Here is a 19,159-nt window from a genome sequence, read left to right on the forward strand (position 1 = left end):
GGGTAGGGCGCATCCTGTCAGGCTATGGTCATGTTAATGGGCACGCTGAACAGGAGTAGAATCTATGGGTAGGCTGGTAGAAGGCGTCTGGAACGATGAGTGGTATGACACCGAGAGCACTGGCGGTGAGTTCGTTCGGGAGGATGCGGGTTTCCGTGAAGCGGTTGAAAAAGACGGGCGTTTTGCCCCCGAGTCAGGCCGTTATCATCTCTACGTGTCACTTGCTTGCCCCTGGGCGCACCGGACGCTGATCATGCGTAAGTTGAAGGGGCTGGAAGCGCATATTGGCGTTACCGCCGTTGAGCCACATATGCTCGACCAGGGTTGGACCTACGCTCCGCCAGAACCGGTATATGGTTATACCCATCATTATCAGCTGTATACCCGAGCCAAGGCCGATTATAGCGGCCGCGTGACGGTGCCGGTGCTGTGGGACAAGCAAGAGGCAACCATCGTCAATAATGAGTCGGCGGAGATCATTCGGCTGTTCAATAGCGCCTTTGATGAACTGACTGGCGATACTCAGGATTTTTATCCCGAGGCCCTTCGTGAAGAAATAGATCGCATCAATGAGCGCATCTATGACCAGATCAATAATGGGGTATACAAGAGCGGCTTCGCCACCAGCCAATCGGCTTATGAAAAGGCGTGTCAGGCGCTTTTCGAGGCGCTCGATTGGGTGGAGGCACTGCTGACTGAACGGCGTTATCTGGCGGGCGAAAAGATCACCGAAGCAGACTGGCGGCTGTTTACCACTTTGGTGCGTTTCGATCCGGTATACCATGGGCACTTCAAGTGCAACATACGGCGTATTGAGGATTATCCGCACATGGCCGGCTATTTACGAGAGCTGTATCAGTGGCCGGGCGTGGCGGACACGGTTAACTTTGAGCACATCAAACAGCATTACTACTACAGTCACGACACCATCAACCCGACGCGTATCGTGCCGTTGGGTGAAGGCCTGGATTTGACTCTGGCCCACGGCCGAGGCTAGGCGTCAGAGCGCTGACGCTCAGGTGTCGCGTTTGCCCGCAAGGAATACTGCTCATAATCAATGCGCTGTCACGCATGAGCAGTAACCCCGTACAGCCGCAGCGGATGGCTCTACTCGTTACGCTCCCAGCTGACGTTCACCCCGTACTGATCATCGACGTACTGGTAATCAGCGTGTCCTTTGAGCGCTGACTCTAGTGCGTGGCCGAGGCGATTGGCGAGATGGATTCCGGTCGTGGTCACTATCAGCTCCCCCCTGCGTTGCTCAGTTGCATGCTGCGCTTCAGAGTATGTTCAGTTTTTTCCTTTTTCTCGGTGTTTTCGATCAGGCGGATGGGCAACTAGACGTCCCCCCGGTCCAACCAGCAATTTGCACTCAACGGCCGTTCTCGGACAGCCTCATAGGAGGTTGTCGCCATACTAGTGCGCAAGTCGCAACAAGCAAGTAGCAACGACTTAGTGCCAAGGTTCCCTGGCTCGCCGCGCACCCCCATGTGAATGTCCCTGGACGGGTAAACCAATACAGGGAGGTCAGGGTGAAAGACGCAGAATTGTGCCGCTGGTTGCTGGAGGTGAACGAGCCCTGGGAGGTCAGCCGGATCCGTGTCGATACCCACAGCCGCGAGGTGCATGCTTACCTGAGCACTGGCAAGAGCTGGTTCGGCCGCTACCTCGGCGAACAGCCCCGTTCACGCTGGCGGCATACCAATATCGGCGTTTACAAGACCTATATCCATGCCAGCCTGCCGGAGCAGGACGGCCTGCCAGCGCACCCCTTCCTCGGTAAAAGCGCCAGCGACTTCACCCATGGCCTGGCCCGGCGGGTGATCCAGTGCATGCAGGACGGCCTGCGCTATAGTCAGGTCTGCACCCTGCTGGATATCGACATTCACCTTGCCTGGCAGATCAAGCATGCGATCGAGTCTGGCCAGTTGGCCACGGCGGACACGGAGCTGCGGGCACGCCTGCAACTGGACGATCCGGCGGGACAAACCGGCAGCACCATTCCCGCCAGCGACGACCGGGCATGGGTGCGCCTGCTGGCGCTGGATTGCCCGTTCGAGATCCGTTTGCTGAGTCTGAAATTGCTGCTGGCCCGCGCCCGCCAGGACTTTACCAGGGCGCATGACCCGGATATACAGGTCCTCCGGATCAGTGAACTGCGGCGCTTCTTCATCAAGCATGAAAAGCATCTGGAGCACGAGATTGCCCAGCTGAACAGCGATCGGCAGCAGGCCACAGAGGGCGACCAGCCATGAGCAACGCCACTGCGACAAGCGCACTGCTCGATCTGCGCCAGGCCAGCGCCTTGATCGAGCGCGGCGAAACCCTGGCCATCGCCGGCCATATCGAGTGCCTGGCAGCATTGCCCAAGGGCAACTGGATCGGCGGCACCACCCCCTATTTCATGGCGAGCGAGGGCGGCACCTGTCGTCTCGACCGGGTGTTCGTCCAGCGCTTCGGTCAACCGGACGGCGAAATCGTCTGCTATGACCGCGAGCGGCTACCGCACATGCTTGAAGACGCCCCGGAAAATGGCTTCAGCATCGTCATTCTGCCGGCCGCCAGCGCCGTGCTCGAGGACTATGCCCGCGAAGCCCCCAACTATACCGACATGTACATCAAGCCGATTGCCGGCTGGGTCGCGGGCGTGCACCTGGATCAGCTGGGCAGCGCCCAGGCCCAGGTGATCGACGGCCGCAGCGGTCACTGTTATACCGACCAAGCCATCGTCCTGCACATCCCCCTGCCGCACGACCAGGCGGCGGTGGTGCATGCGGTGAACCTGTTCAAGCCCGGCGCGGGACCGACGTTGAACTTCGACCAGACTGGCTTTGCCGCCCGCGACTGCCTGATCGATGGCGTACGCGGCAGCCTGCTGGAGCTGATCCGCGCGCGCGGCATCGACACCCGCCTGCCGCTGGTGGCCGACTACTGCGGGGCCATGATCAATGTCAGCATCCAGTCGCTGGAGTCTGAGCCGGGTCTGGTGTCCTTCTACGCGCCGGTGTTCGCCGGGGTCAACTACCGGTTCGCCGACGCGGTGGAGGACTACAGCGAGCGCTTCCTGGAAGCCATGCCCAGCGACGGCGGCCCCATCCTGTTCGGCTGCAACTGCATCCTCAATTATCTCTATTCGCAGTTGCAGGGACGCCAGACGGCGCGCCTCACCGGCCCCATCACCTTCGGCGAGGTCGCCTACCAGTTGCTCAACCAGACGGCGGTCTACCTGACGCTCGAACAGGACTGAATAACGTACATCGCTGCGCAGAAGAAGGGCGGCGGCGCTGCTCGGGATTTGTCGGAAACCCTGCGCCAGCGCCTCAAAGCCCCTGGCGAGTGGTTTCGCCCGAGCCGATTTGCCTGGTCGATCAGCGCCTGCTGGCCCGTCGCGGCTAAATCTCCTCCCTCAGATAGCAGCTCATCATCGGGACGCTTCCAGGTCCAGTAACGACAGCGTGGATTGCCGGGTTCATTTTGACCGGACTTTGTGTCGCGCAGGTTGACTTTTATCACTTCACAACCAGGAGCAGATGCTGTGTGCTCATCGGGTACGCATGGGTTGTGGGTCGATAGGGCGGCGCTTTCAGGGCTCCGTGACGCCAAGCTTTTGTTGATAAAAGTCAAGATCGCAGGGCGTATTTGATCGACATTGCATAACCCTGGCCGCGTGGCGAGCATGTGCCGGTCACGCAGTTACCATGTGGCGGTCGAGCCGCGATGGAATGAAAATGTTATTTTTCCGGTTTTTTAAGCAGGTCGGCCAGTGCCGAAAAAGGATTGTGAGTGGCTACCGCTGTTGTCGGCGAACTCACGGATGCGTCTGAGAAGTATTGTTGGTCGGTGTAGCGCGAGTGCTCATTGTCATGGCAGAAAAGACACAGCAGTTCCCAGTTTGAACCGTCTTGTGGGTTGTTGTCGTGGTTGTGATCGCGATGATGTACCGTCAGTTCACTGACCCGCTTGCCGCTGAACTCCCGCGCGCAGCGTCCGCACACCCAAGGATACATCTTCAACGCTTTGTCCCGGTAGCCGGTCTCGCGGCGCTGTTGGGCCTCGGCGAGAATCTTGTCCAGCTTGCCGGTGGGGTTGGCATTGCCGTTGGCGTTCATGCTCGACCTCGTTGCTGTAATGGAAGGTTAGGGTGGTGATATTCACAGTCTAGTCTGATCATGACGTTGGCTCGCTGTAGTTGATGGCGGTAATCCAGTAATGCTTTTCCCCGACGGGTGCCAGCAGGCTGATTTCATTATCCAACGATTTACCCAGCAGCGCACGGGCCATGGGGCTGTCGATGCTGATGTGCCGCCGCTGAGTGTCTATTTCATCGGGCCCTACTATACGCAATTGCAGCGCCTGGCCGTCTTCGTCCTCGAGGCTGACCCAGGCGCTGAAATAGACCTTCGAGCAATCCGAGGGTTGCTGCGCAACGACCTTGAGGCTCTCCAGGCGTTTGCGCAGAAAGCGTACCCGGCTGTCTATTTCGCGGAGCATTTTCTTGCCGTAGATATATTCTGCGTTCTCCGATCGATCGCCCAGCGCCGCTGCGTCGCTCACCGCCTGGGTGACTGCCGGCCGGCGCACATACCAGAGCTCATGCAGTTCGTCGCGCAGACGCTGCGCCCCTTCGGCGGTGATCAACGGCGTGCCGGCGCTGCGCGGCGGTCGGTAGCGGCTCATCCTCAGTTGCCCCGGTTGATCAGGCGCATCGGACTTTCGCGCACCACGGCCCGGGTGCCCAAGGCGCCAGCAGCGCCAATCAGCAAGGCGCCGCCCAGCGGGATGGCCAGCCACAATAGGTAGTGCGGCCGCCAGTCCAGATTCAGCGCATAGCGGTACAGCAGCAGCGTAATCAGCTCTGCGGCGACGATGGCCATGACCCCGGCCAGCGCACCGAGCAGGGCAAACTCCATCAGGTTGGCCTGGCGCAGCAGTTGTCTGCGCGCCCCCAGGGTGCGCAGCAGGGCGCCTTCGTAGAGCCGATTGTCCAGCGTCGACTGCAGCGCGGCAAACAGCACGGTAAAGCCCGCCAGCAGCACAAACAGCAATACGTACTCCACCGCCAGGGTCACCTGGGCGAGAATCTCGCGTATCTGCGCGAGTATGGCTTCCACTTCGAGCAGGGTCATCGCCGGAAATTCCCTGGTCAGCTCGCGCAGTGCGTCACGCTGCTCAACCGGCAGGCTGAAGCTGGTCAGGATGGTCGTGGGCATGTTGTCCAGCGTGCCGGGCGAGAACACCATGTAGAAGTTGGGCGTAAAGTTGTCCCAGTTCACTTCGCGGAAACTGCTGACCCGGGCTTCGACGATCTGCCCGCCGATCACGAAAGTCAGCAGGTCATCCAGTTTCAGACCCAGGCTCGCGGCCAGCTCGGATTCTACTGATACCAGTGCCGCATCCACCGCTACATCCTCTGCCCACCATTGGCCACCGATTAAGGCATTGTCTGCGGCCATCTCGGCCGAGGAGGTCAGACTCAAATCGCGGCTGACAGCGCGTTCTCCCTGGCTGTCCTTGGTAACGATCTCACGTACTGGTTGATGGTTGATTTCATTCAGGCGACCGGGCGTAACCGGGTAGAGCGGGGCACTGACTGCGCCGATGCGATTCAGCGCAGCGGAAAAGGCATCGGCTTCACTGGGCAGAATATTCAGTGCGAAATGGTTGGGAGTGTCCTCTGGCAATTGCGCTTGCCAGGTATCCAACAGTTCAGTGCGCATGATCAGTACCACGACCATGGACATCAAAATCAAGCCAAAGGCGAGAATTTGTCCTGCCGCTGCGGTGGGTTGCTTGAGCAGTTGGCCGCTGCCCAGGCGCCATGCCAGACTGGCGTTGCGCAAGCGGCCGCCGGCGGCACGCAAGAGTATTAGCGCTACCAGGCCGAGCGCCAGCGCGGCCAGTGCGCCGCCGAACACGACGGCCAGGGTGATACGCAGATCGCCGGTGAACTGCCACATCAATAGCGTCAAGCTGGCGAGCGCCAGCCCATAAATCAGCCAAGCACTGCTGGGCAGCGGCGCTAGATCTCGGCGTAATACCCGCAGTGGTGCCACCTGTCCGAGCCTGAGGAGCGGTGGCAAGGCAAAGCCGGCCAGCGCGATCAAGCCAGTGGCAGCGCCGACCAGCAGGGGTTTGAGGCCAACGCCCGGCAGGTTAGGCGGTAGCAGATCACGTAACAGGTATACCAGGCCCCACTGCATTACCCAGCCCAGTACCAAGCCCATCACTGTAGCTATCAGGCCAAGACAGGCCAGTTGGATGACAAAGATCCCCATTACCTTGCGGCGGCTCGCACCCAGGCAGCGAAGCAAGGCACTGGTATCAAAATGCCGACTGGCAAAGCGGCTGGCGGACAGGGCCACGGCCACGCCGGCGAGGACTACCGCAGCAATACTGGCCAGCCCAAGAAACTGGCCAGCGCGCTCCAGCGCGCCGCCAATCTGGCGATTATCATCTGCGACCGTGGTCAGGCGCTGGTGGCTTTCCAGTTTTGGGCTCAGCCACTGGCTGTAGCCCTGCAACGCCGCTTCGTCGCCGCTGAGCAATAGCCGGTAACGCACACGGCTGCCGGGTTGGACCACATTGGTAGCTTCAAGATCGGCCATGTTCATCAGTACGCGGGGTGTGAGGCTGTAGAAATCACCTGCCCGGTCCGGCTCATGGGTCAGCAAGGCACTAACCTCTAGGCGGCTAACGCCCACATCCAGGCTGGAGCCACTATCCAGTTCCAGGTAAGCAGCCAGGCGCGGCTCGATCCATAGCTGACCCGGTGGGGGTACGCCTGTGGCGATCTGCTCTTCGCCGAACAGTTGCTCGGCAATACGCACCTCACCGCGCAGCGGGTAGCCGTCCGTGACCGCTTTGACGCTGGACAATTGCATGTCGTCATCGCTGGCCATGACGCTGGAAAATTCTACTACTTCGACATGCTCCAGTCCCCGTGCCTTTGCCTCCTGGAGGTATTGCTCAGGCAACACCGAGCGTGAGGAGATGATCATGTCCGCGCCAAGAAATTCTGCCGCGCGGCTGACCATGCCGCGTTGCAGGCGGTCAGTGAAGAAGCTGATCGCGGTACTGACCAGCACTGCGATCACTAGCGCCATGACCAATACGCGCAGCTCGCCCGCGCGCCATTCCCGGGTCAGTAGCCGGGCTGCCAGGGGCAGCGTGCTGTTACGCATGGGCGGCCTCCAGCAAACGCCCAGCCTCCAGATGCAGGGCGCTGTGGCAGCGCTCCGCCAGCCGCTGATCGTGGGTGACCAATACCAGAGTTGCGCCCTGCTCACGGTTCAACTCGAACAAGAGGTCGGTAATGCGCTGGCCGGTGACGGCATCCAGGTTGCCGGTGGGTTCGTCGGCGAAAAGGATGTCCGGCTCGCTGGCAAAGGCTCTGGCGATGGCGACCCGTTGCTGCTCACCCCCCGACAGTTGTCGCGGATAGTGCGTCAGCCTGGCGGCCAAGCCGACCCGGGCGAGCAGATCCCCAGCCCGGGCCTGGGCATCTTTGCGACCATGCAGCTCCAGCGGCAGCATCACATTTTCCAGCGCTGTCAGGCTATCGAGCAGTTGAAAGGACTGGAACACAAACCCGACATGCTCGGCACGCAGCGCAGCGCGTTGATCCTCATCCAGCTGGCTGAGCGTTTTCCCGGCCAGATGGACTTCGCCACTGCTGGGCAAATCCAGGCCGGCGAGCAGGCTGAGCAGCGTCGACTTGCCCGAACCGGAGGCGCCGACAATGGCTACGCTGCTGCCGCGGCTGATTTGCAGGCTGACATTGTCTAGAATCGTCAGGTCTGCTTCCGAGCTGCGGACGACTTTGCTAAGGTGGCTGGCAACGATGACGTTGTCTGACATGGAATCTGCCTTTGAGAAATGTGAAAAAAGTATTGCTGGTTTGCTTGTTGTTAGCGGCGCCAGTAATGACTGCTGGTGCCCAGGGTATATTGATTGTCGGAGATAGTATCAGTGCCGCTTTCGGTCTGGAAATCGATCAGGGCTGGACCGCTCTGTTGGAACAGCGCTTGGAGCAGCAGGGGGTCGACGCCAGTGTCATCAATGCCTCGGTCAGTGGCGACACTACCGCCGGGGGGCTGGCCCGCTTACCACGGCTGCTGGAGCAGCATGGGCCGGCCCTGGTCGTGATAGAATTGGGCGGTAATGACGGGTTGCGTGGAATGCCTCCAAACAATATGCAACAGAATCTTTCGGCGATGGTAGAGCAGTCGTTGGAGTCTGGCGCAGAGGTATTACTGTTGGGTATGCGTATCCCGCCTAATTACGGTGTGCGCTATACCCAGGCCTTCGAGCAGGTCTTTGCTGACGTTAGTGATGAGTACGATATCGCGTTGATGCCGTTCGTACTGGAGGGGATTGCGGGGGAAGCGGATCAAAGTCTGATGCAGTCTGATGGTATCCATCCGACTGCTGCTGCTCAGTCGCAGATTTTGGAGAATGTTTGGCCCTATATTGAGGCTTGGTTGCAGCCTTGATGCCGCCATTAATTGGGAGAGGTATTAGGTGACGGTTGCGTGGTTGGCCAAGCGGTGGTGTGTAGTAGAGCAGAATGAACAACAGGACCTGTTTGTTGGAGATCCTTGGCATACACACATGGTGGATATCAACATGCGTCTGGATAACCCAGTAGAGCGGACCTTGTGTGGCGATCTGCTGCCCGCTCGCCCGGTTTACCGGGAGTTGCTGCGTGCGGTGTTGCCCAGTCTTTGCCCGCAATGCCTGAGCCAGGCGCGCGCAAGCAAGGGTGTTGGTAGCAAGAAGCAACTAACACCCGCTGAGCGCTCGTGCTCTGACGAGGCTGGGTTCCGCGCTACTGCGCAGCAGTTCGAGCTTTACCGCCAGGGTGGGCAGTGAAATGGCGGTCCGCACCCTGTTACTGGGTTTGCTACTGGTTGCTCCCGCACTGGCTGCTTACGAATACCCCTTGGACGGCCCCGAGCAGAGCGTGATCGGCAAAGCGCTGAGCGTGCAGGCTGTTTATGAAGATACGCTGGCCGATCTGGGTGAACATTACGGCTTTGGTTACCTGGAAATGCTGGCCGCCAATCCTGGTCTCGATCCCTGGCTGCCAGGCGACGGAGCGCATATTACGCTGCCCGCCGAGCGGATCCTGCCAGAGGGGCCGCGTGAAGGTATTGTGATCAACTTGCCGGAATACCGTTTGTACTATTACCCCCCGGAAGGCGATCGGGTTATCACCTATCCGGTGGGCATCGGCCGTGAAGGCTGGTCGTCTCCGTTGGGCGACACCCAGGTGGCGCGCAAGGAAGCCAATCCATCCTGGTATCCGCCTCAGTCGATCCGGGATGAGCACGCCGCAAAGGGTGATTTTTTGCCTACAGTGGTGCCGCCAGGGCCGGACAACCCAATGGGGCCGTTTAAAATGAATCTGGCGATGGGCGCCTATGTGATTCACGGCACCAATAAGAAATTTGGTATTGGCATGCGTGTGAGTCACGGCTGTTTTCGCATGCGTAATGAGGATGTCGCCGCGCTTTTTCCGTTAATCCCGATCGGTACGCCGGTGCGCATAGTCAACCAGCCTTACAAGCTTGGGTTGCGCAATGACGAGCTGCTAATCGAGGTTCACACGCCGCTGGATGAGCACGGCATGCCATCAACCATAGATCGTCAGGCTGCTGTCCAGCAATTGCTGGCAGAAGAGGCGGAGCGCTTTATCGATCTGCGTTTGGACTGGAACCGTATTCGTGATGCCGTTTTCGAGGAAAGTGGCATGCCCACTGCGATAGGGCAGAGGTAGGCGATGGCAGATAACGCCGGCCCGAATAGACCGGCATCATCTGCTCGCACAACAGAGCAATAGCTACTTGCGGCTAGTTTGTTCCAGCATGCGCATGGCTCGCTCGTTGGCTTCATCCGCGGCCTGTTGGGCGCGCTGGGCTGCTGCCATGGCTTCCTCGGCTTTACGATAGGCTTCATCTGCTCGGGCCTGAGCGCGTGCCGTTGCCGTTTCTGTCGCTGAGAGCCTGCTAGTGGTTTCTTGCTGATATTGGGTGTTGCTGCAACCAGCAGCCAGCAAGGCCGCCAATGCAACGGTCGATACAGTCAAAACGTTTTTCATGTCGATCCCCTATTTGCAAATCTCTATTCGCCAATTCGTCTCGTCAATTCGTGTATATGCCGGTCACCCAGCATAGAAAGCTTAGCATTTTCCGCCGAGTGCGGAATTGATGTGGATCATAAATCATGGGGTATTCAGCATATAGAACGAACCGGTTGCTTATTGTATTGTCTCGCTGCTGAGGTATTGTGACCCAGTTGAAATCAATAACTATAAGGAAAATACGCGATGCTGGGTAATCTGGGATTGCTGGCGGGGTTGGCCCTGCTGATTTACATGGCCATGCGAGGCATCAATATTTTTATCGCATCCCTGGTCTGCTCATTGGTGGTAGCGCTAACCAATGGTCTGCTGATTCCCCGCACGTTGCTGGAATATTACCCCTCCGGCTCGTTGGGAGCCTTCAGCTTCGCCGGCCGCTTCTTCCTGCTATTTCTGTGTGGCGCCATATTTGGCAAGGCCATGGCGACCAGCCAGGCGGCTAAAAGCATTGCATTGGCGATCACCCGTAGCCTCGGTGTTAAACAGACGCTGCTGGTCGGCATGATTGTCTGTGCGTTGCTTACCTACGGCGGTGTGGTGGTGTTCGTGGTGGTGTTCACCATGTATCCGCTAGGCATCACGCTGATGCGCGAAGCTAATCTCCCCAAGCGTCTCTGGGCGGCCGCTACATCGGTAGGTGCAGGCACCTTTACCATGACAGCCTTGCCCGGCACGCCATCCATTCATAACGTCATTTCGGCCAGTTCACTGGGTACCGATTTGTTCGCGGGTGGCTGGATAGGGTTGTTCGCCGCCTTGATCATGGCTGGCCTGGGCATGTGGTACGTGGAGCGCGGCTGGCGGCTGGCCAAAGCCAACGGTGAGGGCTTTGTCGAAAATATGCAGGACCGGCGCATGGAACAACTGGCGGGCGACCCAGAGGATGTGCCGTCCTGGAAGCTGGCTCTGGTCCCCATGGCGGTGGTGCTGGGTGTCATCATGTTACCCCGTTTGATTATCGGTCTGGGTGACTGGTCGCAGAGTGATAGTGGTTTCGCTTCACTCTTGGCGTTCAGCCAGGTACAACCGATCATTTGGCCGAGTATGGCGCTGGTGTTGGGATCGTTAACCTGCGTGGTGCTCTTCCCGAGCATGCGCCGCAAGATGGTGGAGGTGTTTGGACAGGGAGCGGAAGATTCCATCATGCCGCTGATCAATACCGCCGCCGTCATCGGTTTTGGCGGCGTTGTAACGCAAACGGAGGGCTTTGGTCAGTTTGCTCAGTGGATGCTCAACGCCGACCTGCCACCGTTGCTCTCGGTCTTTGCCTCGGCCAGTGTCGTCTCTGCAATCGTCGGCTCTTCGTCAGGTGGTTTGCAGATATTCATGCAAACGCTCGCCCCCAGCTATCTTGAAATGGGTGTTGAGCCGGAGATTCTTCACCGTATTGCCGCTATCGCCTCCGGCGGGCTGGATTCTCTGCCGCATTGCGGTGCGGTGATTGCCACGTTCATGATCATGGGATTGACACATAAGGAAGCTTATAAAGACATGTTTATGGTCACGGTGGCTATTCCGGTAGTCGCTTGTCTGGCATCGATAGCGCTGCTGATGGCTCTCGGGGTGGGAGTAAATCCGCCGGTATAAACGGATTGGCCTCCACCAGTGAATTTTTTCGGCTGGCGGGGGTCAACAGTCTTTGCAGGCATTTATACTGCCGGGGAGAACAAGTATGGAGCAGAGCATAATCGTCCAGCACGATCCGGATGATAAACAATTCTATGTCACTATTGATGGCACCCGTGCCTACTTGGCTTACATGGATCTTGGTCGGAAAACGCTGGATATCTATCGCACGTTCGTCCCCAACGCGCTACGTGGCAAAGGCTTGGCCGCGAAATTGACCGAGCATGCGCTGCAGTTTGCTCGCGACCGGGGATACCAGGTCATACCCTCATGCTCCTATGTTGAACGCTACATGCAGCGCCAGGAAAAGCTCCGGGCACGGCAGAGCTAAGCCGACCCTCGAAGTTAGTACCTCGAAAGAGGCACCGCCCCTTCCTCCAATGCCCCGTAAACCAGCGGCGGGCAGTTGCTACGCTATACCGATATTCGAGACAAGGTACCGCGAGCATGAATATTGAAACCTACTCAGACTTGATCCGCGTCGCCGGCATGCAAACAGAGCCGCAACGGCTGCTGTTTGTGTTCGCCACGGCCGAGCTGCCCGAAGGAGCCACTGCCGAGCAAATCAGCCAATTTGAGCGGGGCGAGGGCGGGACATTAAGCCCGGTTTTGTGTGTCGACAAGCTGCCCAGCGAAGTAGAGGATTTCGGTACTCTGGTTGCCGAGTCAGAGCGGACCGGTATTTACTGGAACGTTGCGTTTGTCTCGGCCATGAGCGGGCGCGGCGGGGTGCAGCCGAATGGCGATGAAGCTGAACAACCGTTGAAGATGATGATGGAGCAGATTCAGGCCGGCATGGTCGCCCAGTTCCTGGCACTGAGTCGTGATGGCGAAATAATCCAGTTGTATTGAGGGCAGAATATGACCAAGGTAACCCGAATCGGAATACTTACCGTCAGTGATCGCGCCAGCGCTGGCGTCTATCAGGATATCTCGGGCAAGGCGATTATTGACACCCTGAGCGACTATTTGAGCAGTGCGTGGGAGCCGGTCTACCGTCTGGTTCCAGATGAGGCGCGGCAGATCGAGCAGGCGCTTGAGCATCTGGTCGATGAAGAGGATTGTTGCCTCGTTGTCACCACCGGCGGCACGGGCCCGGCTGAGCGTGATATCACGCCGGAAGCCACTGAAGCGGTCTGTGACCGCATGATGCCCGGGTTCGGTGAATTGATGCGCGCCGAATCTCTGAAATATGTACCCACCGCCATTCTTTCCCGGCAGACCGCCGGGTTGCGCGGCAGCAGTTTGATTATCAACTTGCCGGGCAAGCCCAGAGCCATACGCCAGTGTCTGGACGCGGTGTTTCCCGCCGTTCCCTACTGCATAGATTTGATGGGCGGGCCGTATCTGGAATGCAATCCGGCCGTGATCGAAGCCTTCCGTCCAGCGTCCTGATCAGCTTATATTGCGCTGGCGGCGCGGCAGTACATCTTTCAGTTTGGCGTGCATGCTGCGCACGCTTTCCACCGTGGTGTCCCAGTCAATACAGGCATCGGTAACCGAGACGCCGTACTTTAGTTGCGACAGATCCTTGGGAATGGACTGGCTGCCCCACCCAATATGGCTTTCTACCATCAGGCCGATAATCGAGTTGTTGCCTTCCAGAATCTGGTTGGCCACGTTATCCATGACCAGCGGCTGCAAGCCGGGATCCTTGTTGGAATTGGCGTGGCTGCAATCGACCATGATGTTCGGCGCGATGCCCGCTTTCGCCAGCTCCTTTTCGCAAAGGGAAACACTGACCGAATCATAATTGGGTTTGCCGTTACCGCCGCGCAGCACCACATGGCCGTACTGGTTGCCCTTGGTGGTGACGATCGATACCTGACCATCCTGATTGATACCCAGGAAACGGTGCGGGCTGGAAACCGACTGCAGCGCATTGATGGCCACCGTCAGGCTGCCGTCGGTACCATTCTTGAAGCCAACCGCCGAAGACAGGCCGGAGGACATCTCGCGATGGGTTTGCGACTCGGTAGTGCGCGCACCAATGGCAGACCAGGAAATCAGGTCCTGCAAGTACTGGGGGGAAATGGGGTCCAGAGCTTCGGTTGCGGTCGGCAAGCCCATCGCAGTAAGGTCGCTGAGCAATTGGCGACCTATGTGCAGGCCATCTGCAACCTTGAAAGAATCGTCCAGGTAGGGATCGTTGATCAGACCTTTCCAGCCTACTGTGGTGCGCGGCTTTTCAAAATACACGCGCATGACCAGATACAGCGTATCACCGACTTCGTCTGCGAGCTTTTTCAGGCGTGCCGCATAATCTTTGGCAGCCTCCAGGTCATGGATGGAGCAGGGGCCAATAACAATAAACACGCGGTGGTCGCGGCCATCCAGGATGTCACGGATCACTTGGCGGCTTTGCACCACAGTAGTTTCCGAGGCCTCACTAATGGGGATCTTGGCCTTGAGTTGGGCAGGTGTAATCAGTACCTCATTGGAGGCGACGTTGAGATCATTAATAGGTAAGTCGGCCATCATCTATCCCGGCAAGTCAGTAGGCAGTCAATCGGGCTGCCTTTAATAAGTGCAGACAGCTTAATCAAGGATGCTCAACGAGGCTAGCCCGGGATGCTGTATTGGGTCGATTAAACGCCTCAATTAGCAGGAAAATTTGATTCTGGGCGGCTTTGTCGCGTGGCTGACTGTCTCGGCGTGGGCGTGCCGATTACCATAGGCGTCACAGAACAGTTTCAGACACCCAGTGTGAAACAATCCATGCGAGTAAAGAGGTTCTCATGCAGCAGGCAAAACCGCGTATAGGCGTTATCGGAACCGGAGCTATTGGTGGCTTCTACGGACTGATGCTGGCACGGGCCGGTCATGATGTGCATTTTCTGTTGCGCAGCGAATATGACGCCGTGGTCAAGAACGGCATTACGGTAGACAGTATGGTGCACGGCAGCATGACGCTGAACCCGGTGCAGGCCTACAAGGATGTTGCCAGTATGCCGCCCTGCGACTGGTTGTTGGTGGGCACCAAGGCCACCGGCAATGCCGATTTAGCGCCCATCATAGCGGCGGCAGCCGCGCCAGGGGCGAAGGTGGTGCTGTTCCAGAATGGTTTGAACAACGAAACTTATTTGCGCCCGTTGCTCCCCGATCATATCCATCTGGTTGGCGGGTTGTGTTACGTCTGCCTGTACCGTGAAGGCCCCGGCCAGGTGAAACACCAGGCTAATGGCCTGGTGGACCTGGGCTATCACTCCGGCCCTGCGTCCGGGGCCGCAGCCGCCGAGATCATTGCGACCGCTGCCGAGCTGTTTCGCGGCGCCGGTATTGAAGCACGCGAAATGGCCAACATTGACGCGGCAAGGTGGCAGAAGTTGGTCTGGAACGCGTCTTTTAATGGTGTTTCCGTGTTGCTCGACGCGGGTACGCAAGCGCTGCTCAAGAGCGCTGCCAGCCGGCAACTGATCGGTGATTTGATGGGCGAAGTGATTGCCGCTGCCAAGGCGTGCGGTCACGCTATGCCTGAGGACTATGCGGCCAAGCTGCTGAAAGCGACACGGCACATGCCTGATTACTATCCCAGCATGTACCACGATTGGCTGCACAAACGGCCGATGGAGCTGGACAGTCTGTACGGCGAAGCCTTGAAACTGGGCGCAGAGGCCGGTTGCAGCATGCCAAAAACCGAGGCATTGTTGAACATGCTGCAATTTGTACAAGACACTTACCTGCAACCCGATTGAGGAAAGAGTATGCCGGTCAGGTTAGGCGATAAGTTGGTCGTAGCCATTTCATCCCGAGCGCTGTTTGATCTGGATGAAAGTCATCAGGTTTACGAACAGGAAGGCCTGGAAGCCTATCGGCAGTATCAGATAGCCAGGGAAGATACGCCGCTGGAGCAGGGGGAGGCCTTCGGCTTGGTTCAGAAGCTGTTGCGTATTAACAGCATGCTTGAGGGAGACAGCCGAGTAGAAGTGGTACTGCTGTCGCGTAATAGCGCCGATACTGGTCTACGAGTATTCAACTCCATTCAGCATTATGGCTTGGGTATTACGCGCGCGGCCTTTGCCGGTGGGCGTAGCCCATTCCAGTATATTCCGGCGTTTGGCACCCAGTTATTTTTGTCAACGCATGCCGAAGATGTGCGCAGCACGCTGGAAGCTGGCTTTGCCGCTGCGACTATTCTTCCCTCCAAGCAACCTAGAGAAATGCGTGACGAATTGCGAATCGCCTTCGATGGCGACGCCGTATTGTTTTCTGATGAATCCGAGCAGGTGTTTCAACGCGACGGTCTGGAAGCCTTTCAGGCCAACGAGTTGGCTTCGGCTCGTGATCCGCTAGGCGGTGGCCCATTCAAAGCCTTTCTCGCGGCACTCAATCGTATCCAGACCGAGTTTGCTGCGGGTGAGTGCCCTATTCGTACCGCGCTATTTACTGCCCGCAGTGCGCCAGCCCACGAACGGGTAATACGCACCCTGCGCGAATGGGATATTCGTCTCGATGAATCGCTTTTTCTCGGGGGCATGGATAAGTCCGAGTTTCTGCGTGCTTTTGGCGCCGATCTGTTTTTCGATGACCAGGAGGGGCACTGCCGTAGTGCGGTAGGTGTGGTGCCTACCGGGCATGTGCCGCATGGCATCAGTAATCTACTGATCAAACCCTGAGCAAAAAAGGCCGGCAGCCTTTCAAACAGTGACCGGCGGTCGGAATATTTCAGCCCTGTTGCAGTCATCTCCAGATTTTATGGTCTAACCTGATTGTTAAATAAGCTAATATGGTTATAAAGCGCCGGGAGATGGCGCCGCTGGATACAACAGGGGAACGCACTGATGAAATTGCAGCAACTCCGCTACATCTGGGAAGTGGCGCACCATGATCTGAATGTCTCCGCTACTGCCCAGAGTCTGTATACCTCCCAGCCGGGTATCAGCAAGCAAATACGTTTGCTTGAAGACGAGCTCGGTGTTGAAGTTTTCTCCCGCAGTGGCAAACACCTTACCCGTATTACCCCAGCGGGCGAGCGGATCATTCATACTGCCGGTGAGATTTTGCGCAAGGTCGACAGCATCAAGCAGATAGCGCAGGAGTTCAGCAATGAACGTAAGGGCAATCTCACCTTAGCCACGACTCATACCCAGGCACGCTATGCATTGCCGCCGATCATCAGCAAGTTTATTCAGCGTTATCCCGATGTGTCGTTGCACATGCATCAGGGCACGCCAATCCAGATTTGCGAAATGACCGTGGACGGCACGGCCGATTTTGCCATTGCCACCGAAGCGCTGGAACTGTTTGCCGACCTGGTGATGATGCCCTGCTACCGGTGGAATCGCTGCGTCATCGTGCCCAAGGGGCATCCATTAACGCAAACTGCCAGCCTGACGCTCGAGGCGTTGGCGGAGCATCCATTGGTGACCTACGTATTCGGTTTCACCGGACGCTCTAAGTTGGATGACGCTTTCAGCAACCGTGGCCTGTCACCCAAGGTAGTGTTCACTGCCGCTGATGCGGATGTAATCAAGACTTACGTGCGCCTTGGGCTGGGCGTGGGTATTGTCGCCAAAATGGCGGTTGACCCGGTGTTGGATGCTGATTTAGTGATGATCGACGCAGGGCACCTGTTCGAATCCAGCGTGACCAAGATTGGCTTTCGCCGCGGCACCTTTCTGCGCGGATTTATGTATGACTTTATGCAGGAGTTTGCCCCGCATCTGACCCGCGAACGGGTAGAAAAAGCCCTGCAATGCCACACCAAGGCCGAACTGGATGAAATATTTGAAGGCGTGGAGTTGCCGGTGCATTGACGCCTTCGGCACTAGCGGCAAGCTGGTCGCTTACCGCTGGTGTTAGCCCTTAGCGATCAAATTCCCCGCATGCAGGCCGCATTCCTTCTGTGTCGCCTCTTCCCACCACCAACGACCTTCGCGCTCATGCTGGTTGGGTAGTACCGGGCGGGTGCAGGGTTCGCAGCCGATACTGACAAAGCCCCGTTCGTGCAGGCTGTTGTAGGGGATTTCCAGCATGCGGATGTAGTTCCACACATCTTCGCTGCTGTAGTTGGCCAGCGGGTTGAACTTGACCAATTCCTGGCCTGGACCACTGAAACCACCGTCTATCTCGATCACTGGCACATGGCTGCGCGTGCCAGGGCTCTGGTCTTTGCGTTGGCCTGTGACCCAGGCATCCACGCCTGCCAGTTTGCGCCGCAGCGGTGCGATCTTGCGCACCCCGCAGCATTCCCCGTGGCCGCTTTCATAAAAGTCGAAGAGCCCCTTTTCTTTCACATAGGCTTCCAGCACCTGCTGGTCAGGGGAGAGTACTTCCAGCTGAATGCCATAGTGTTTTCTAACCTTTTCCAGAAACTGGTAGGTTTCTGGATGCAGCCGTCCCGTGTCGAGGGTGAACACCTTGACCTGTGGATTGATCTTCCAGGCCATATCCAGCACGACGACATCGTCGGCGCCACTGAAGGACAGCCATAGATCGTCGAACTGGTTGAACGCCAGTTGCAATATCTGCTGTGGTGATTTGCTCGCGTACTCTGCGGCGAGTGCTTGCGCATTAAAAAGATCGTCGGCCATTGGCTTCTCCGGAACTGAGGGCGCCTGTCTGTGCGGGCTGCCTTGATTTTTAAAGTCTAACAAAGGCGCCTTAGTCCATCCTCTTTTATTTGGTTATACTTTTATGCTTAAAAGATCTGATGCGGCAGCGTGCCCTGGGCCTGAACCATTGCGCCAGAGGGACGCAGCCGGTAGATTGTGCGCCAATTCAAATACCTATCAGGAGTCGCCTGTGGAAATTGCCTGCCTTGATCTGGAAGGGGTTCTGGTCCCGGAAATCTGGATCGCCTTCGCTGAAAAAACCGGTATTGCCGAGCTCAAGGCCACCACCCGGGATATTCCTGATTACGATGTGCTGATGCAGCAGCGCCTGCGCATCCTTGATCAGCACGGTCTCAAGTTGGGAGATATTCAGGAAGTGATTGCCACGCTGAATCCGCTGGATGGCGCCGTGGAGTTCGTTGATTGGTTGCGCGAGCGCTTCCAGGTAGTGATCCTGTCCGACACTTTCTATGAGTTCTCTCAGCCACTGATGCGGCAGCTGGGTTTTCCCACGCTGCTCTGTCACCGCCTGATCACGGACGACAGTGGCCGCGTCGTGGATTACCAGTTGCGTCAGAAAGATCCCAAGCGTCAGTCGGTGCTGTCGTTCAAGAGCCTGTATTATCGCGTGATCGCGGCTGGTGATTCCTATAATGACACGACCATGCTGTCAGAAGCCCATGCCGGTATTCTGTTTCATGCGCCGGACAATGTGATCGCTGAGTTCCCGCAGTTCCCGGCGGTGCATACCTTCGAGGAATTGAAGAAGGAATTTATCAAGGCCTCCAATCGGACACTCAGCCTCTAGGCTGAGTGAGCTACAAGCTACAAGCAGTCT

Annotated in this window: 22 protein-coding genes; 14 read left to right on the forward strand and 8 right to left on the reverse strand. The window is 57.7% G+C overall.

Annotation, left to right across the window (positions count from 1 at the left end):
- The first annotated feature begins 64 nt into the window (after positions 1–64).
- Complete coding sequence (locus tag K787_RS0108000) at positions 65–997, forward strand: glutathione S-transferase family protein (protein WP_022962274.1); 933 nt, start codon at positions 65–67, stop codon at positions 995–997.
- Between the two features lie 110 nt (positions 998–1,107).
- On the opposite strand, the gene K787_RS25755 is transcribed toward K787_RS0108000, so the two are convergent.
- Complete coding sequence (locus tag K787_RS25755) at positions 1,108–1,239, reverse strand: hypothetical protein (RefSeq protein ID WP_306360883.1); 132 nt, start codon at positions 1,237–1,239, stop codon at positions 1,108–1,110.
- Positions 1,240–1,532: 293 nt separating this feature from the next.
- Here K787_RS25755 and K787_RS0108010 point away from each other — a divergent pair, with 293 nt between their 5' ends.
- Positions 1,533–2,255: a hypothetical protein gene (locus K787_RS0108010; protein ID WP_022962276.1), complete on the forward strand. Its 723-nt coding sequence runs from the start codon at positions 1,533–1,535 to the stop codon at positions 2,253–2,255.
- On the forward strand, positions 2,252–3,247 hold the full coding sequence (locus K787_RS0108015; RefSeq protein WP_022962277.1) for a DUF6976 family protein: 996 nt from the start codon (positions 2,252–2,254) through the stop codon (positions 3,245–3,247). Before K787_RS0108010 ends, K787_RS0108015 begins: the two co-directional genes overlap by 4 nt.
- A gap of 484 nt (positions 3,248–3,731) precedes the next feature.
- Here K787_RS0108015 and K787_RS0108020 read toward each other — a convergent pair whose 3' ends face one another.
- Genes K787_RS0108020 through K787_RS0108035 form a run of 4 tightly spaced genes read right to left on the reverse strand, consistent with a single transcriptional unit; the run spans position 3,732 to position 7,857 of the window.
- Positions 3,732–4,109, reverse strand: coding sequence for a YajD family HNH nuclease (locus tag K787_RS0108020; protein ID WP_022962278.1), 378 nt, complete (start codon positions 4,107–4,109; stop codon positions 3,732–3,734).
- Between the two features lie 58 nt (positions 4,110–4,167).
- The gene (gene greB / locus K787_RS0108025; RefSeq protein ID WP_022962279.1) at positions 4,168–4,677 is read right to left on the reverse strand and encodes a transcription elongation factor GreB; all 510 of its coding nucleotides are present in this window, start codon (positions 4,675–4,677) and stop codon (positions 4,168–4,170) included.
- A gap of 2 nt (positions 4,678–4,679) precedes the next feature.
- Complete coding sequence (locus K787_RS0108030) at positions 4,680–7,181, reverse strand: ABC transporter permease (RefSeq protein ID WP_022962280.1); 2,502 nt, start codon at positions 7,179–7,181, stop codon at positions 4,680–4,682.
- Positions 7,174–7,857, reverse strand: coding sequence for an ABC transporter ATP-binding protein (locus K787_RS0108035; RefSeq protein WP_022962281.1), 684 nt, complete (start codon positions 7,855–7,857; stop codon positions 7,174–7,176). Before K787_RS0108035 ends, K787_RS0108030 begins: the two co-directional genes overlap by 8 nt.
- 65 nt (positions 7,858–7,922) lie before the next feature.
- Here K787_RS0108035 and K787_RS0108040 point away from each other — a divergent pair, with 65 nt between their 5' ends.
- Genes K787_RS0108040 through K787_RS0108050 form a run of 3 tightly spaced genes read left to right on the forward strand, consistent with a single transcriptional unit; the run spans position 7,923 to position 9,778 of the window.
- A complete protein-coding gene (locus K787_RS0108040) occupies positions 7,923–8,492 on the forward strand; it encodes an arylesterase (protein WP_022962282.1) in 570 nt (189 codons plus the stop codon).
- Positions 8,493–8,520: 28 nt separating this feature from the next.
- Positions 8,521–8,871, forward strand: coding sequence for a hypothetical protein (locus K787_RS24275; protein ID WP_022962283.1), 351 nt, complete (start codon positions 8,521–8,523; stop codon positions 8,869–8,871).
- 1 nt (position 8,872) lies between these two features.
- Positions 8,873–9,778 carry a L,D-transpeptidase family protein gene (locus K787_RS0108050; protein ID WP_040640885.1) on the forward strand — a complete coding sequence of 302 codons (906 nt, stop codon included), beginning with the start codon at positions 8,873–8,875 and terminating at the stop codon, positions 9,776–9,778.
- A gap of 63 nt (positions 9,779–9,841) precedes the next feature.
- Here K787_RS0108050 and K787_RS0108055 read toward each other — a convergent pair whose 3' ends face one another.
- On the reverse strand, positions 9,842–10,099 hold the full coding sequence (locus tag K787_RS0108055; protein WP_022962285.1) for an Lpp/OprI family alanine-zipper lipoprotein: 258 nt from the start codon (positions 10,097–10,099) through the stop codon (positions 9,842–9,844).
- A 228-nt stretch (positions 10,100–10,327) separates the two neighbouring features.
- Here K787_RS0108055 and K787_RS22575 point away from each other — a divergent pair, with 228 nt between their 5' ends.
- The 4 genes from K787_RS22575 to mog all read left to right on the forward strand — a co-directional run bounded on the left by K787_RS22575 (position 10,328) and on the right by mog (position 13,162).
- Positions 10,328–11,728 (forward strand): GntP family permease, encoded by a 1,401-nt coding sequence (locus K787_RS22575; protein WP_022962286.1) that lies wholly within the window; start codon positions 10,328–10,330, stop codon positions 11,726–11,728.
- A gap of 85 nt (positions 11,729–11,813) precedes the next feature.
- Positions 11,814–12,098 carry a GNAT family N-acetyltransferase gene (locus K787_RS0108065; RefSeq protein ID WP_022962287.1) on the forward strand — a complete coding sequence of 95 codons (285 nt, stop codon included), beginning with the start codon at positions 11,814–11,816 and terminating at the stop codon, positions 12,096–12,098.
- Positions 12,099–12,214: 116 nt separating this feature from the next.
- Positions 12,215–12,619, forward strand: coding sequence for a hypothetical protein (locus K787_RS0108070; protein WP_022962288.1), 405 nt, complete (start codon positions 12,215–12,217; stop codon positions 12,617–12,619).
- 9 nt (positions 12,620–12,628) lie between these two features.
- A complete protein-coding gene (gene mog / locus K787_RS0108075) occupies positions 12,629–13,162 on the forward strand; it encodes a molybdopterin adenylyltransferase (protein WP_022962289.1) in 534 nt (177 codons plus the stop codon).
- Here mog and K787_RS0108080 read toward each other — a convergent pair whose 3' ends face one another.
- Entirely contained in the window at positions 13,163–14,245 is a 1,083-nt protein-coding gene (locus K787_RS0108080) for a 3-deoxy-7-phosphoheptulonate synthase (RefSeq protein ID WP_022962290.1), read from the reverse strand.
- Between the two features lie 260 nt (positions 14,246–14,505).
- On the opposite strand from K787_RS0108080, the gene K787_RS0108085 reads away from it, so the two are divergent.
- From K787_RS0108085 to cysB, 3 genes are all read left to right on the forward strand, one after another.
- The gene (locus K787_RS0108085) at positions 14,506–15,462 is read left to right on the forward strand and encodes a putative 2-dehydropantoate 2-reductase (RefSeq protein ID WP_022962291.1); all 957 of its coding nucleotides are present in this window, start codon (positions 14,506–14,508) and stop codon (positions 15,460–15,462) included.
- Positions 15,463–15,471: 9 nt separating this feature from the next.
- A complete protein-coding gene (locus K787_RS0108090; protein WP_022962292.1) occupies positions 15,472–16,383 on the forward strand; it encodes a 5'-nucleotidase in 912 nt (303 codons plus the stop codon).
- 165 nt (positions 16,384–16,548) lie between these two features.
- On the forward strand, positions 16,549–17,523 hold the full coding sequence (gene cysB / locus K787_RS0108095) for an HTH-type transcriptional regulator CysB (RefSeq protein WP_022962293.1): 975 nt from the start codon (positions 16,549–16,551) through the stop codon (positions 17,521–17,523).
- A 42-nt stretch (positions 17,524–17,565) separates the two neighbouring features.
- Here the strand turns inward: cysB and K787_RS0108100 are convergent, their stop codons facing one another.
- On the reverse strand, positions 17,566–18,300 hold the full coding sequence (locus K787_RS0108100; protein ID WP_022962294.1) for a phosphoadenylyl-sulfate reductase: 735 nt from the start codon (positions 18,298–18,300) through the stop codon (positions 17,566–17,568).
- A 211-nt stretch (positions 18,301–18,511) separates the two neighbouring features.
- Here K787_RS0108100 and thrH point away from each other — a divergent pair, with 211 nt between their 5' ends.
- A complete protein-coding gene (gene thrH / locus K787_RS0108105; protein WP_022962295.1) occupies positions 18,512–19,129 on the forward strand; it encodes a bifunctional phosphoserine phosphatase/homoserine phosphotransferase ThrH in 618 nt (205 codons plus the stop codon).
- Positions 19,130–19,159: the final 30 nt, after the last annotated feature.

The sequence above is a fragment of the Halopseudomonas pelagia CL-AP6 genome, from assembly GCF_000410875.1.
GTDB classification, from domain to species: domain Bacteria; phylum Pseudomonadota; class Gammaproteobacteria; order Pseudomonadales; family Pseudomonadaceae; genus Halopseudomonas; species Halopseudomonas pelagia.